This window comes from Stenotrophomonas sp. GD04054, assembly GCF_029836955.1.
GTDB classification, from domain to species: domain Bacteria; phylum Pseudomonadota; class Gammaproteobacteria; order Xanthomonadales; family Xanthomonadaceae; genus Stenotrophomonas; species Stenotrophomonas maltophilia_A.
In genome coordinates this window covers 81259-94643 of record NZ_JAOECR010000003.1, presented here as the reverse complement: position 1 = coordinate 94643, position 13385 = coordinate 81259, and the positions used below count along the sequence as shown (strand labels likewise).

The 13385-nt window shown below is 65.9% G+C and carries 14 protein-coding genes and 1 tRNA gene; 13 read left to right on the top strand and 2 right to left on the bottom strand.

Annotation, left to right across the window (positions count from 1 at the left end):
* Nucleotides 1–75 precede the first annotated feature (75 nt).
* A complete protein-coding gene (ribA, locus tag N7573_RS03360; RefSeq protein ID WP_201117433.1) occupies nucleotides 76–1212 on the bottom strand; it encodes a GTP cyclohydrolase II RibA in 1137 nt (378 codons plus the stop codon).
* 87 nt (nucleotides 1213–1299) lie between these two features.
* Complete coding sequence (locus N7573_RS03355; protein WP_279912502.1) at nucleotides 1300–2220, bottom strand: lauroyl acyltransferase; 921 nt, start codon at nucleotides 2218–2220, stop codon at nucleotides 1300–1302.
* Nucleotides 2221–2280: 60 nt separating this feature from the next.
* Here N7573_RS03355 and dtd point away from each other — a divergent pair, with 60 nt between their 5' ends.
* The 13 genes from dtd to N7573_RS03290 all read left to right on the top strand — a co-directional run bounded on the left by dtd (nucleotide 2281) and on the right by N7573_RS03290 (nucleotide 13367).
* Nucleotides 2281–2721: a D-aminoacyl-tRNA deacylase gene (gene dtd / locus N7573_RS03350; protein WP_049401012.1), complete on the top strand. Its 441-nt coding sequence runs from the start codon at nucleotides 2281–2283 to the stop codon at nucleotides 2719–2721.
* A 90-nt stretch (nucleotides 2722–2811) separates the two neighbouring features.
* Nucleotides 2812–4665 carry an RNA polymerase sigma factor RpoD gene (gene rpoD, locus N7573_RS03345; RefSeq protein WP_279912503.1) on the top strand — a complete coding sequence of 618 codons (1854 nt, stop codon included), beginning with the start codon at nucleotides 2812–2814 and terminating at the stop codon, nucleotides 4663–4665.
* A gap of 258 nt (nucleotides 4666–4923) precedes the next feature.
* Complete coding sequence (gene yjjJ, locus N7573_RS03340) at nucleotides 4924–6324, top strand: type II toxin-antitoxin system HipA family toxin YjjJ (RefSeq protein ID WP_279912504.1); 1401 nt, start codon at nucleotides 4924–4926, stop codon at nucleotides 6322–6324.
* Nucleotides 6325–6448: 124 nt separating this feature from the next.
* Nucleotides 6449–6524, top strand: a tRNA-Ile gene (locus tag N7573_RS03335).
* 180 nt (nucleotides 6525–6704) lie between these two features.
* A complete protein-coding gene (locus tag N7573_RS03330) occupies nucleotides 6705–7895 on the top strand; it encodes an integrase arm-type DNA-binding domain-containing protein (RefSeq protein WP_279912505.1) in 1191 nt (396 codons plus the stop codon).
* A gap of 604 nt (nucleotides 7896–8499) precedes the next feature.
* Complete coding sequence (locus N7573_RS03325) at nucleotides 8500–8772, top strand: AlpA family transcriptional regulator (protein WP_279912507.1); 273 nt, start codon at nucleotides 8500–8502, stop codon at nucleotides 8770–8772.
* Nucleotides 8769–8972 (top strand): hypothetical protein, encoded by a 204-nt coding sequence (locus tag N7573_RS03320; protein WP_279912508.1) that lies wholly within the window; start codon nucleotides 8769–8771, stop codon nucleotides 8970–8972. The genes N7573_RS03325 and N7573_RS03320 overlap by 4 nt, the downstream gene beginning before the upstream one ends.
* Before the next feature lie 9 nt (nucleotides 8973–8981).
* A complete protein-coding gene (locus N7573_RS03315) occupies nucleotides 8982–9266 on the top strand; it encodes an ogr/Delta-like zinc finger family protein (protein ID WP_279912509.1) in 285 nt (94 codons plus the stop codon).
* Nucleotides 9267–9560: 294 nt separating this feature from the next.
* The gene (locus N7573_RS03310; protein ID WP_279912510.1) at nucleotides 9561–9770 is read left to right on the top strand and encodes a hypothetical protein; all 210 of its coding nucleotides are present in this window, start codon (nucleotides 9561–9563) and stop codon (nucleotides 9768–9770) included.
* Nucleotides 9767–9982 carry a hypothetical protein gene (locus N7573_RS03305; protein WP_279912511.1) on the top strand — a complete coding sequence of 72 codons (216 nt, stop codon included), beginning with the start codon at nucleotides 9767–9769 and terminating at the stop codon, nucleotides 9980–9982. Before N7573_RS03310 ends, N7573_RS03305 begins: the two co-directional genes overlap by 4 nt.
* Entirely contained in the window at nucleotides 9979–10620 is a 642-nt protein-coding gene (locus N7573_RS03300) for a hypothetical protein (protein ID WP_279912512.1), read from the top strand. Before N7573_RS03305 ends, N7573_RS03300 begins: the two co-directional genes overlap by 4 nt.
* Entirely contained in the window at nucleotides 10607–11458 is an 852-nt protein-coding gene (locus N7573_RS03295) for a toprim domain-containing protein (RefSeq protein ID WP_279912513.1), read from the top strand. Before N7573_RS03300 ends, N7573_RS03295 begins: the two co-directional genes overlap by 14 nt.
* Before the next feature lie 58 nt (nucleotides 11459–11516).
* Nucleotides 11517–13367, top strand: coding sequence for a DUF927 domain-containing protein (locus N7573_RS03290; RefSeq protein WP_279912514.1), 1851 nt, complete (start codon nucleotides 11517–11519; stop codon nucleotides 13365–13367).
* The last annotated feature ends 18 nt before the right edge of the window (nucleotides 13368–13385 follow it).

The following is a 13385-nucleotide window of genomic DNA, read 5'->3' as shown; positions in this document are numbered from 1 at the left end:
GCGGGCTCCGTCAGGTGGCAGGGCGGGCGGTGGCGGCCGTGGCCGCACCGCGCAGACGGTAGCAGGTCGGCTGCGTTACTGGGCAGCCTGGATCAGCGCGTCCACATCCAGCATGTGGCCGGCACGATCAGCCTTGGTGCGCAGGTAGTGCTCGTTCTCGGCGGTGATCTCGCCGGTGACCGGAATGCAGTCCAGCACCTCGATGCCAGCGTTGCGCAGGCGCTGCGCCTTGGTCGGGTTGTTGCTGAGCAGGGCCACGCGCGAAATGCCCAGGCCGCGCAGCATCGCCACCGCGCTGCCGTAGCGCCGTTCGTCGGCGCCGAAGCCGAGCTGTGCATCGGCATCGATGGTGTCCAGGCCGTCATGCTGGTAGCCGTAGGCACGCATCTTGGCCGCGATGCCGGTACCGCGGCCTTCCTGGTCCAGGTACAGCAGCACGCCGCCGCCCAGTTCCTTCAGCTTGCGCAGGCCGCGCCGCAGCTGGTCGCCGCAGTCGCACTTGAGCGAACCGAACAGGTCGCCGGTCAGGCACGAGGAGTGCACGCGTACCGGTACCACCGCCGACAGATCCGGTTCGCCGACGATGATCGCGACCTGGTCACGCTGGGCGACGCCACCACGGAACACCGCGAACGTGGTCATGCCGACATCGCGCAGCGGTACCGGCGAACGCGCCACCAGTTCGTAGTCATGCGCGGCATGTGCTGCGCCCTCGGCCAGGTCGCACAGCGCAACCTCGGCCGCGCCATCGAAGGTGCGGTCTTCGGCGTCCAGGCGCACCGCCACCATCGCCGGCAGCAACAGGCCGAGGCGGGCCAGTTCCACCGCGCCTGCATCGAAGGCGTCACCGGCGCTCCAGCCGTCCGGCATCGGGCCCGGTTCACGCAGGTAGCCCAGCGAGGGCAGGGCATCGAAGGCAACACCGGCCAGCGGCAGGCGCGCACCCTGCGTGGCCTCCACGCCAAGCACGCGGGCGCGGGTGGCGGTCAGGAACAGGTAGTGCCGCTCGCGGGCGGCATTGGCGAAGGCAGCGAAGCTGCTGGCCGTGGCGCTGTCCAGCGCGATCACCGCCAGGCGCTGGCCCTGGCCATCGTGGAGCAGCACCGGGCGACCGGCACGCAGTTCGGCCACCGCGCGCTCGCAGCGGATCGCGGCCGGATCGCCGAACAGGGAAGAAGCAGCAGACATGGCAGGACCGGGGGAGTCGGACATCGCAGTCTCTATGGGGGCGCCGGCGTCGTATTCAACGTGGTGCGGCCGCCGGTCGCAGGGGCCGGATGGGCCTGGGTGCGGCGGCCGTCAGTGCGGATGCTCTTCGGTCGCGTACGGGTCTTCCTCGCCGCTGCCCGGTGGCCGCAGCGTATAGCGCTTGTAGGTCCACTGGTACTGCGCCGGATCGCGGCGGGCAATGCGCTCGATGCCGGCATTGAGCGCGGTGGCGGCCACCTGCGGGTCGGGGTCGGCCACGGCGGCGTCGGTCGGTTCGATGTGCAGGGCGAATTCCATGTCCGGGCCGATGCGCTCGCACCAGCCATACAGCACGGTGGCGCCGGTGCGCTCGGCCAGCCGGTTGACCAGGGTCATGGTCAGCGCCTGCACGCCGAAGAACGGCACGAACACGCCATCGCCGGCCTTGGGCTGCTGGTCGGGCAGGATGCCGGTGGCACCGCCGTCCTTGAGCACCTTGAACAGCTGGCGCACGGCCGGGCCTTCGGCGCGCACCTGCTGTACGTTCTGGCCGCCCCGCACCAGCTGCAGGAAGGCATCGCTGGCCTCGTCCTCCGGTGGCTTGTAGACGATGGCGATCTGCCCGCGCGAGGCCAGCCACTGGTTCAGCAGCTCCCAGTTGCCGAAGTGCGGTGCGGCCACGATCACGCCCTTGCCGCTGGCCAGGGCCGCGTCGTACAGGGCCTCGCCGTGGCGCTGCTTCAGATGCAGGCGCAGGTTGTCCGCCGGCGCCTGGCTCCACAGGCGCAGGGTCTCGATGGCCTGCAGGGCGGTGGAGCGCAGCAGCTCCCGGTGCAGGCGGTCGCGCGTGGCGCGGTCCAGGTCCGGGTAGGCCAGCTCCAGGTTGCGTCGGGTGACGCGGCTCTCACGGGCGTTGAGACTGATCCAGGCCCAGGACAGGGCACGGGCGATTCCCCGCAGCAGCGGCCAGGGCAGGCGGGCGAACAGGGTGGTGGCGCGGTAGACCAGCCGGGCTTTGCGTTGCGGATTCATCTGCGCCAGTTTAGCCAAGGGCGCTGCTATCGTGGCCGGCCCCGTTCATTGGAGCCCACGATGCTCGTCCTTATCCAGCGTGTCAGCCAGGCTGCCGTCCACGTCGATGACGAAGCGGTCGGCCAGATTGGTCCGGGCCTGCTGGCGCTGGTGGGCATGGAACCGGGCGATACCGAGGCCCAGCTGCGGCGCATGGCCGAGCGCCTGCTGGGCTACCGGGTGTTCGCCGACGAGGCCGGGAAGATGAACCGGTCGCTGCGCGATACCGGCGGCGGCCTGCTGCTGGTCAGCCAGTTCACCCTGGCGGCCGATACCCGTTCGGGCATGCGGCCCAGCTTCACCAGCGCCGCACCGCCGGACGAGGCTGAACGCGGGTTCAATCGATTTGTCGAGATCTGTCGTGAAAATCACGCGCCAGGGGTGGAAACGGGCCGATTTGGTGCCCATATGGTCGTCAGCCTGGTCAATGACGGTCCCGTGACCTTCCTTCTCAGGCCCTGAGCCTGCGGGACCACCGCCCGGCAGGCGGGGCCCCGGGCTGGTATAATGCTACGTTCCCTATTTCTCCCTAGCCGGTGGCGCGAGCACTACATGGCCAACGAACGTCCTGCCCAATCCGAAATCAAGCAACTGATCAGCAAGGGCCTGGAACAGGGCTACCTGACCTACGCCGAAGTCAATGACCATCTGCCGGACGACATGGTCGACCCGGAACAGATCGAAGACATCATCGGCATGATCAACGGCATGGGCATCGATGTCCATGAAGTTGCGCCGGATGTGGAAACCCTGCTTCTCAACGATGGCAACACCGGTAACCGCGAAGTCGATGACACCGCGGCCGAAGAAGCTGCCGCCGCGCTGAGCGCTCTCGACACCGAAGGTGGCCGTACCACCGACCCGGTGCGCATGTACATGCGCGAAATGGGCACCGTCGAGCTGCTGACCCGCGAAGGCGAAATCGCCATCGCCAAGCGCATCGAGGAAGGCCTTTCGCAGGTCCAGGCCGCCCTGGGCCAGTTCCCGGTCTCGGTCGAGTCGCTGCTGACCGACTACGAAGCCCACAAGGAAGGCAAGAAGCGCCTGGCCGAAGTGATCGTTGGCTTCAACGACCTGGTCGACGAAGAGCCGGCGCCGCCGGCGGCTGCTGCCGATGACAGCAGCGATGCCGACGCCGAAGGCGACGAGGACGAGGACGATGATGTCGAGGGTGGCGAGGAAGAAGCCGCACCGACCGGTCCGGACCCGGAGGAAGTCGCTGCGCGCATGCAGGCGCTGAGCGATGCCTTCAACGCCTTCAAGAAGGCGGCGACCAAGGGCGACAAGAAGAACCTGCCGCGCCTGCGCGAAGAGATGTCGGCGGTGTTCGTCACCCTGAAGCTGCCGCTGCCGCTGACCGACGTGCTGACCAAGCAGCTGCGCGACACCATGGCGTCGATCAAGGCCCACGAGCGCCGCGTGCTGAACCTGGCCACTGTCACCGCCCGCATGCCGCGCAAGGACTTCATCCGTTCCTGGGAAGGCAACCAGACCAACCTGGAGTGGGTGGAAGACGCACTGAAGCGCAAGCAGAAGTGGTCGTCGGCCCTGCGTGAAGTGAAGGACCAGATCATCGCCGAACAGCAGGCGACGATCGACATCGAGAAGCTGACCCAGCTGGACCTGGAAGAGCTGAAGGAAATCAGCCGTGCCATGGCCTACGGTGAAGCCAAGGCGCGCAAGGCCAAGAAGGAAATGGTCGAGGCCAACCTGCGCCTGGTGATCTCGATCGCCAAGAAGTACACCAACCGCGGCCTGCAGTTCCTCGACCTGATCCAGGAAGGCAACATCGGCCTGATGAAGGCCGTGGACAAGTTCGAGTACCGCCGCGGTTACAAGTTCTCGACCTACGCCACCTGGTGGATCCGCCAGGCGATCACCCGCTCGATCGCCGACCAGGCGCGCACCATCCGTATTCCGGTGCACATGATCGAGACGATCAACAAGTTGAACCGCATTTCCCGCCAGATGCTCCAGCAGTACGGCCGCGAGGCTACGCCGGAGGAGCTGGCCAAGGAAATGGACATGCCGGAAGACAAGATCCGCAAGGTGATGAAGATCGCCAAGGAGCCGATCTCGATGGAAACCCCGATCGGCGACGACGAGGATTCCCATCTGGGCGACTTCATCGAGGACACCAACGTGGAGTCCCCGATCGAGAACACCACCAACATCAATCTGTCTGAAACCGTGCGCGACGTGCTGGCCGGCCTCACCCCGAGGGAAGCCAAGGTGCTGCGCATGCGCTTCGGTATCGATATGAACACCGACCACACCCTTGAGGAAGTCGGCAAGCAGTTCGACGTGACCCGCGAGCGCATCCGCCAGATCGAAGCGAAGGCCCTGCGCAAGCTGCGTCACCCGAGCCGCTCGGAGCAGCTGCGCAGCTTCCTGGATATCGATTGATTTCCAGCGGCTGTTGAAGCGTTGAGAGAAACCCCGCTTCGGCGGGGTTTTTCTTTGCCCACCATATCCCTGTAAAGCCGAGCCTATGCTTGGCTGAGGCTTATGATTACGTAACAAGTAATGTAACGGAAGGCTCGCGTCGAAGCTGGCTCTTCGTGAATATGTCCATTATTTTCAAACTCATAGGTGCACGGCCGCGCTTGCAGCCCCGCTTTTTTGATGCTAATTACGTAACAAATTTCGTATTACGTAATGCACATGCCACGCGCTCAACGCCCACAGGTACTGGATCTGATCGCTCAGCTGGCCCCCGGCCAGCCGCTACCTGCCGCGGCGCTGGCCGAGCGTCTGGGGGTGGGCCGGATGGCGCTCAGCCGGCTGGTGGCCGCCAGTGGCCCGCAGGTGGTGCGCATGGGCAGCACCCGGGCAACCGCCTATGCGCTGCGGCGGCCCACCCGGGCCGGCAGCGAATGGCCGCTGTACCGGCTGCGCGAAGATGCGACGCTGGAGGAGCTGGGGCGGGTAATTGCGCTGGTAGGAGGCGGCTTCCACGTCGATGCCGGGCCTGACTGTCCGAACCTGCGACGCGCGCCCGAAGGTGACGTTGCCGCCTTCTTTCCTGTCTTGCCGTGGTACCTGGATGACCTGCGACCGCAGGGATTTCTTGGTCGCAGCTTCGCCCATGGCCGTGCGCAGGCGCTCGGCCTGCCGAAGGACCTCAAGAGCTGGCAACCGGACGATGTGTTGATGGCCCTGGTAACCGCTGGCGGGACTGAAGCGGGCGACCTGCTGCTCGGTACCGCCGCCGTGGAGGCGGCGATGGAGACGTTGCAGGTGCCGATCGATCGGGTTGCGGCCGACGATCGTCTTGCACAGTATCGCGAGCGTGCGCGTGCTGCGCTGGACGGAGAGGACGTGGGCTCCTCGCCGGGTGGCGAGCAACCCAAGTTCACCGCCACCGTAGAGGCCTACGGCAGGCGCCGCTCGGTCCTGGTCAAGTTCGCGCAGCCCGATGAAGGCGCCGCCGCCCAGCGCTGGAGCGATCTGCTGGTCTGCGAACATCTGGCGCTTGAGGCCCTGCGCGAGTCCGGGCAAGCCGCGGCGTCCAGCGAACTGCTGCAGTCGCCCACGCACACCTTCCTGGAAATCGAGCGCTTCGACCGCACGCCCGATCTGCTGGGGCGGCGAGGCCTGGTCTCGCTGCTGTCGCTATCGTCTGCGTTCACCGGCGAGGTCACCCCAGCGTGGCCGGTTGCAGGCGCCGAACTGCGTGATCAAGGCTGGCTGACGGCCGACACCGTGCAGGCGATGGGCCGACGCCATGCATTCGGGCGGCTGATCGGCAACAGCGACATGCACCACGGCAACATCGCCTTCCACTTCATTGATCGCGGCCCGCTGCCGCTGGCGCCGGTCTACGACATGCTGCCGATGTCGCTGGCGCCGTCAAAGCTGGGCGTGTTGCGCGCGGACGAGCCGCTGTCGCCGGTCGCGCCGCTGGGCAGTGGTGATCTGCAGCATCTGCGCTGGGCGGCACCGGTGGCTGAAGCATTCTGGGAGTGCGTGGCTGTTGACGGGCGGATCCAGTCGCCGGCAATGCGGTCGTTGGCGGGAGCGAACGCCGAGCGGGTGCGGGAGATGGGCGCGCGGTTTGGGTGAGCCAGCTGTTGCGCAAGCCTGGGCGCGTGGCGTTACGCAGCGATGGCTGAGGGTTTTTCAGTGTGTCTTGGCGCCGGCGGGTAGCCGGTTGAGCGCAGGCTCCACTACACTGTGACGCTGCGCAGGGCCTATAGCTCAACGGTTAGAGCAGGGGACTCATAATCCCTTGGTTCCAGGTTCGAATCCTGGTGGGCCCACCAACTGATGATCCTATGTCGTCCTATGAAGGCTGAAATATCCTGAAAAAACAGGGGTTTCGGCCTTTTTTGCGTCCAATTGAGTCCTGCCTGATCCAGCAGAATCCAGACTTCTCTGGCGGTATCTTTGGCGGTAACCTCCACCGCTCCATGCCTGTTACCGCCAACTTAGCTACCGCCAACATGTCATTGACCGATACCGCCATTCGCAAGACCAAGCCAACCGCTGTCGTGCAGAAGCTGCGAGACGGTGGAGGCCTGTACCTCCTGCTGAAACCTGATGGCGCCAGATGGTGGCGCTGGGACTATCGGCGTCCTGTGACCGGCAAGCGCAACACGCTGTCGCTTGGCACCTATCCAGAGGTGAGCCTGGCATCTGTGCGCGAGCGCCATGCTGCTGTGCGAAAGCTGTTGGCGGAAGGTGTTGATCCCGGTGAGCAGCGCAAGGCGCAGAAGGTGGCCAGCCTGGAACTGGCCACCAACACGTTTGAGGCGCTGGCACGAGAACATCTGGCGATGAGAGCCAAGAAGCTGTCTGCCGGGTCGGTGAAGCGAGAGACACGCTTGATCGAAAAGGATCTGACGCCCTACATCGGCCAACGACCCATTGCAGCGATCACAGCACGTGAACTGTTGGAGACGCTGCGCAAGATCGAAGGGCGGGGGGCTGTCGAAACAGCACATCGGGCGCGGATGCTGGTCAGCCAAGTAATCCGATACGCGATAGCGACAGGCCGCGCAGACAGGAATGTGGCAGAAGATCTGAAAGGCGCACTTGCTCCACCCGAGGCGCGCCACTTCGCTAGCATGACGGAGCCCAAACTGATTGCTGACCTGTTGCGCTCAATGGACGGCTACCAAGGTTCGCCGATTGTCATGGCTGCATTGCGCCTGGCGCCCCTGGTCTTCGTGCGTCCCGGTGAGCTTCGTCGTGCGCGATGGGCGGATATCGACCTTGAAAGTTGCGAATGGCGCTTTACGGCAAGCAAGACTGGCCAATCGCACGTTGTTCCTCTGGCTTCGCAGTCTGTAGCGATACTTAGGTCGGTGCACCCGCTGACAGGACGGAAAGAGTTCGTGTTCCCCAGTGTGCGCGGCAAGGGCCGCCCGATGAGCGAGAACACGATCAACGCAGCGCTACGTCGCCTTGGCTACGACTCTGACACGATGACCGGGCACGGCTTCCGCGCTATGGCGCGAACTGTGCTGGATGAGGTGCTGGGTTTCCGTCCGGACTACATCGAGCACCAGCTCGCACACGCCGTGCGTGATCCAAACGGACGGGCATACAACCGTACGGCTCACCTGGTCGAACGGGCGAAAATGATGCAGGCCTGGGCGGACTATCTGGACGGGCTGAGGACCTCCCGCTGACCTCGCATGCTTCCAATTTTCATTTCTGACTTACTGTTCTTGCTGGTTACATTGGTACGCTGGTTACGCCCTTCTCTGCCTCCTTTTACATCAATGACTTACGGATGATCGAGTTGTGTACCGGCCATGGCGTGCTACTGGTTACGGTGGTACACGGGCAAGAGATCAGACGGCATCGGGTGACTTCGGACTGGAAGTTCCAGCCGGTCCGGTAGTCGTGTCGTTGTGCATTCGCCGGGCTCTGACAGACACCTACTGGTGAGTGAAGGCGGTCTCGGCCCGTGAGGGCACTTGCCACCGGGCGCGCTGCTCGATCCACTTCCCGGCCAACGTGGACAACGCCCAGTGAACCTACCTATTGAGTGCACGCGTTATCGCGCGCGGACTTGCCGTGCGCGTCGTTCGGGCGCGATTGGCGCGCCTTGCAATGCAGTAAGCGCGCGGCATTGGGTCTGCTCGCGTCCAATGGCGTCCCGTGCGGTGTTTGTAAGCGGGTTTCTTACACGGCGCGCCGCGTGAGTTCGGCGACGGCCGTCTCTAGCCTCTAACCAAGCCCACAACACAGGGCGGTGGTTGACCCAAGGTCAGCGCCGCGACCTCTCACATGCTTGGTTTCCCAGCCCCTCCGGCGACCGCACCTGGTCAGCCAGCCGATCATTCCCGGCCTGACGCCGCACGTGGTGAGCGCTTCCTGCGCAAGCCAGAAGTGCTCAGCCGCACCGGCATTTCCCGCTCACACCTGTACTGGCTGATGAAGCGCGGCCGGTTCCCTGCATCGATTCCCCTTTCCCCGCGCGTAACCGTCTGGCTGGAGTCTGACGTGGACGCGTGGATTGCCACCCACATCCCCAACACCCACCTGCGAGTGCAGCCATGAAAGACACCCTCACGCTAACCATCTCCAATCAAAAGTTCAGTCTCAGCCCGGCAGAGGCCAAGTTCCTGGCCGAGCATCTGCGCACGGCTGTGGCACAGCCGAACTTGGCGCTGAATTTCTCCCAAAGCCGGACTGCGCAAGGCGGCCGCATTGCACTGTCGCGTGGTGTCGCGGGTAACCGTTCCATCACTGATTGCTGAGGCGTTGCAATGAGCCAATCCAGAGCCTTCCTGCGCTGCCCGCATTGCGATACCGCCGCCATCGTGCGCACCAGCGTGCTGCACTCCAAACTGCTGCGCGAATCCGTGCTCCAGTGCCGCAATGCACTTTGCGGCCACACGTTCTCGGCCTACACCGAAATCGTGCGCACGCATGTGCCAAGCGCCTGCCCGAGCGCCGAGATTTGCCTGCCGCTCAGCGATTCCGCAGAACGCCGCGCGCTCAGTGCGAACGCCACTGAAGCACCGCGCGCCAAGCGCAGCACACGGCGATGACGCGCATGTTGACAGCACCGGCTCATCCGATGCAGCATTGTCCCGTCGCCGCACAATCGGCGACCGGGATTGGCGTCCCGCAACCAAAGGCGCACCAGCGCCCATCGACCGATGCATGGCGCTTTTTTATTGCCTGCTGTGTCGTCGCGGGCGACTGCTTGCCAGTTCTACGGCGGGCGGTGCGCGGGGGTCGCAAGACCCGCCGGACCTTTGGCCGGCACGCCAACCGCGTACCGTCCGCCACCCCAATTGGCGTTGGGGCGGCGGATTCCAACCTTCCAAAGGAATCCTGCCATGTCTCACGACACTCTGGCCGCGCCGTCGCGCTTTGCCGCCCGTCTTGCTCACCACCTCGGCGAAATCGCCGACACCCTGGACTGGGACCATTCTCGCTGGCTGGCGCTGACTGCGCGCCTGGAGGCCACCGGCAAAGCGCCCGAGGCGCTGACGCTGGGCGAAGTGCAGCATGCCATTGTCGCCACCGTCCAGGAGGCCGCGCGATGAACGCTCTCGCCCTGAATGCCGCCGTCGCCAATGACGATGCGACCACGCATGACCTGTTCAGCGCCGTGCGCCAGTTGCAGCGCATCCACACGATGCCGATGGCCGCACTGTCGCAGCTGGTGAACGCGCTGGAACGCCGACCCGGTGCACTGGAAGCCCTATCTGTCGGTCAGCTGCTGGCTATGGTCCGCGACGCGCAGGTGGCTGCATGAACACCGAAACCGTGAGTGTGTCCGGCGTGCCGGGCATGGCCGATGGCGTGCTCAGTGCCACCATCACCGATACCTGGTTCGATGCCGAGCGCACCGCCCATATTGTCGAGGTGGCTCGCCGCATCGAGCGGCTGCACAACAAGGCCTCACGCCGTCTGGCCATCCTCAGTGGCGAACTGGATGAGGCGCTGGAAGGCCACCCGTTGGAGGACCGCCTGCGCGAGCGCCTGCTGTGGCCGTTGGAGCGCGATTGCGTGGAGCTGGCCACCGTCGCGGCGCGGGTGCGCGTGCGCCTGTTGCTGTTCGCCCCTGCACAGTCGCAGGAGCAGTTCGACCGAGGCATGGCCTTGCAGCTGGCCGACCTGCAAGCCGAGCAAGCCGCACCTGTAGCGCCGGCGCAAGCGCCTGCGCCCAGCGCTGCACCCATGCCCTTCGGCTACTGGATCAGCGAGGACAGCTTCAATCGTGTGGAGCGCGCACGCTCGGCGGCACTGCTGCTGGCCAGTGTCGATGAGCGCATGGCGGTGCCCTTTGACGCTGTCGCGTTCAGCGCCGCCTACGTGCATGAGGACCTGGCCGCTGTGGTGGCCAGTGCCCGCCACAGCAGCCAGCTGGAGGCCGACGATGACGCGGCCTGAGGGATTCATTGCGGCACTGCGTGCGGCAGGTCTATGCGTGGCTACGGGTGATGCTGTCCTGGCCAATGGCCGTCTGTGCCGCGTACGTGCAGAGGGCGATGGCAGCGGCCAGCGCAGCGGTTGGTATGTGCTGCACGCAGGCCCGCCACAGGCCGGTGCCTATGGCAACTGGAAGACCGGGCTCAATGAGTCCTGGTGCGAGGGTGGAAGCGAGGCACTGAGCGAGGCCGACCGCGCGATGCTGCGCGAGGCCGTGGTGCGCGCACAGCGCCAGCAGCAGGCCGAACGCGCCCAGCGCCAGGCCGTGGCCCGGCAGCAGGCGCGAGAGCGCTGGCAGCGCGCCAGCGCCGCTGCACCCGATCATCCCTACCTGGTGGCCAAGGGCGTGGGCGTGCACGGCCTGCGACAGCTGGACGGCCTGCTGCTGGTGCCCCTGCGCGATGCGCAGGGGCGGCTGTGGAGCCTGCAAACCATCGCCGCCGATGGCAGCAAGCGCTTCCTGGCCGGTGGCCGTAAACGCGGGCTCTACTACGCCGTAGGCCGTACGGTCAGCGACGTGGTGTGCATCGCCGAAGGCTATGCCACCGCCGCCAGCATCCATGAGGCCACGGGCCACCCCACCGCCGTAGCCTTTGATGCCGGAAACCTGGAGCCGGTGGCCTGTGCCCTGCGCGCCAAGTTCCCCTCGGCGGTGATCGTGGTGTGCGCCGACGACGATGCGGCCACCGCCGCCCGGCTGGGCATCAATCCGGGTGTGGCCAACGCCCAGCGCGCCGCCGATGCCGTGGGCGGGGTGGTGGCCATGCCGCCGCGGCCCAGCCATGAGGCCACCTCCTGATGATTTCTCTCTTTATCCCGAAGGCGCAGCGCGCCGACGCGGCACCGGAGCCCCGTGCATGAGCAACGTCACCTCTGTCGATTTCAATGATGCCGCCAAGGATGCCGGTACTGGCGCCGTACGCGGTTCGATTCAGCGCGCCGTGCGCAAGGGCGCCAAGGGCAAGACCAAGGGCAACAGGGACGCCACCGACAGCGCCAGTGCTGCGCGAGCGCACTATCAGCTCAACGAGAGTGGCGTGTACTACGTCGGCGTCACCGAGGACGGTGACCTGGCCGAACCGGTGTTCGTCTGCTCGCCGTTGAAGGTCGAGGCCAAGACCCGCAACAGCCAGAGCGAGGAATGGGGAAGGTTGCTGACTTGGACCGATGCCGATGGCCATCCCCACCAGTGGGCGGCGCCTGCGGAAATGCTGGTGGGCGATCCGCGCGAGTTCGTGCGGCAGCTGGCAGCGGGTGGTGTGGAAATGTCGGCCCACCGCAACACCATGCAGCGCCTGTTGGCCTACATCATCCAGGAGCGCATCGACACCCGCGCCCGCAACGTCGCCGTGCCGGGCTGGCATGAGGGCCGCTACGTGCTGCCCAATGGTGAAAGCTACGGCACCGGCGACGAACGGCTGGTCTACCAGCACAGCGGCGGATTGCAGCACCACTATGCAGCGGTCGGCTCACTGGACGATTGGCGACGCGACGTGGCCCGGCGCTGCCAGGACAACTCGCGCTTGGTGCTGGCGGTGTCGGCAATGTTCGCAGGGCCCTTACTGCACTTCACCGGCGCTACGGGCGGTGGCTTCCACCTGGTCGGCGGCAGCAGCAGCGGCAAGAGCACCGCGCTGCGCGTGGCGGCCAGCGTGGTCGGCCCCCCGGAATACGCCCGCGAGTGGCGCAGTACGGCCAACGGCCTGGAAGGCGTGGCGGTGCTGCACAACGACGCGACGCTGATTCTGGATGAACTGGCACAGATCGATCCCAAGCAGGCCGGTGATGCGGCCTACCTGCTGGCCAACGGCAACGGCAAGAGCCGCGCCAACCGGGCCGGTGAGGCGCGTGCGGCGGCACGCTGGCGCGTGCTGATCCTGTCAGCCGGTGAGGTCGGGCTGGCGCAGCACATGGCCGAGGTGGGCAAGCAGGCACGGGCGGGCCAGTCCGTGCGCCTGGCCGACGTACCGGCCGAGGCCGAGGGCGGGCACGGCGTGTTCGAGCGCCTGCACGATGCCAGCGACGGCGCGGCGCTGTCGGCTCTGCTCAAGGACGCCGCCGCACGCACCTACGGTGCACCGTGGCCGCTCTGGATGGGCTACCTGACCCAGCAGGACAGCCCGACGCTGACCGCCCAGCTGCGCGAGTCGACCGACCGATTCCTGGCCAGCTACGTACCCGAAGATGCCTCGGGGGAGGTGCGCCGGGTGGCCGAGCGCTTCGCCGTTGTCGCCTTTGCTGGGGAGTTGGCCAGCAGCTGCCGCCACCGCATCACCGGTTGGCCCAAGGGTGAGGCCACACGCGGTGTCGCCGTGTGCTTCCAGGCATGGCTACAACGCCGAGGAGGCTCGGGCAGCGCTGACACCGACGAACTGCTCTCGCGCGTGCGTGCGTTCTTTGAGGCCCATGGCGAAAGCCGTCTTGAGCCGCTGCGCAGCCCTGAGGGCACTGTACCGGTACGCGACCGCGTGGGTTTCCGACGCTTTGATGAAGTCGGATTGACCGAATACCTGGTGTTGCAGGAGGCGTTCAGGCGCGAGCTGTGTGCGGGCTTTGATGTGCGCTTGGCCGCACGCACGCTGGCTGAGGCCGGATGGCTTAAGCGCAGTGCAGACGGTAGGCCCTCCCAAGCCGTACGTGTCCCCGGCTTGGGCGCCATCCGCGTTTTCGTCTTTGACCCTCGCAAGGTTCACGACAGCGGCCTGTGAGCGGCGCTGTCTTTCCCA

Coding starts and splice junctions, on each gene's coding strand:
- N7573_RS03330 (WP_279912505.1), top strand. CDS start 6,705: ATGTCATTGACCGATACCGCCATTCGCAAGACCAAGCCAACCGCTGTC.
- yjjJ (WP_279912504.1), top strand. CDS start 4,924: ATGCCACGCGCTCAACGCCCACAGGTACTGGATCTGATCGCTCAGCTG.
- N7573_RS03320 (WP_279912508.1), top strand. CDS start 8,769: ATGAAAGACACCCTCACGCTAACCATCTCCAATCAAAAGTTCAGTCTC.
- dtd (WP_049401012.1), top strand. CDS start 2,281: ATGCTCGTCCTTATCCAGCGTGTCAGCCAGGCTGCCGTCCACGTCGAT.
- N7573_RS03315 (WP_279912509.1), top strand. CDS start 8,982: ATGAGCCAATCCAGAGCCTTCCTGCGCTGCCCGCATTGCGATACCGCC.
- N7573_RS03355 (WP_279912502.1), bottom strand. CDS start 2,220: ATGAATCCGCAACGCAAAGCCCGGCTGGTCTACCGCGCCACCACCCTG.
- ribA (WP_201117433.1), bottom strand. CDS start 1,212: ATGTCCGACTCCCCCGGTCCTGCCATGTCTGCTGCTTCTTCCCTGTTC.
- N7573_RS03305 (WP_279912511.1), top strand. CDS start 9,767: ATGAACGCTCTCGCCCTGAATGCCGCCGTCGCCAATGACGATGCGACC.
- rpoD (WP_279912503.1), top strand. CDS start 2,812: ATGGCCAACGAACGTCCTGCCCAATCCGAAATCAAGCAACTGATCAGC.
- N7573_RS03325 (WP_279912507.1), top strand. CDS start 8,500: ATGCTTGGTTTCCCAGCCCCTCCGGCGACCGCACCTGGTCAGCCAGCC.
- N7573_RS03295 (WP_279912513.1), top strand. CDS start 10,607: ATGACGCGGCCTGAGGGATTCATTGCGGCACTGCGTGCGGCAGGTCTA.
- N7573_RS03310 (WP_279912510.1), top strand. CDS start 9,561: ATGTCTCACGACACTCTGGCCGCGCCGTCGCGCTTTGCCGCCCGTCTT.
- N7573_RS03290 (WP_279912514.1), top strand. CDS start 11,517: ATGAGCAACGTCACCTCTGTCGATTTCAATGATGCCGCCAAGGATGCC.
- N7573_RS03300 (WP_279912512.1), top strand. CDS start 9,979: ATGAACACCGAAACCGTGAGTGTGTCCGGCGTGCCGGGCATGGCCGAT.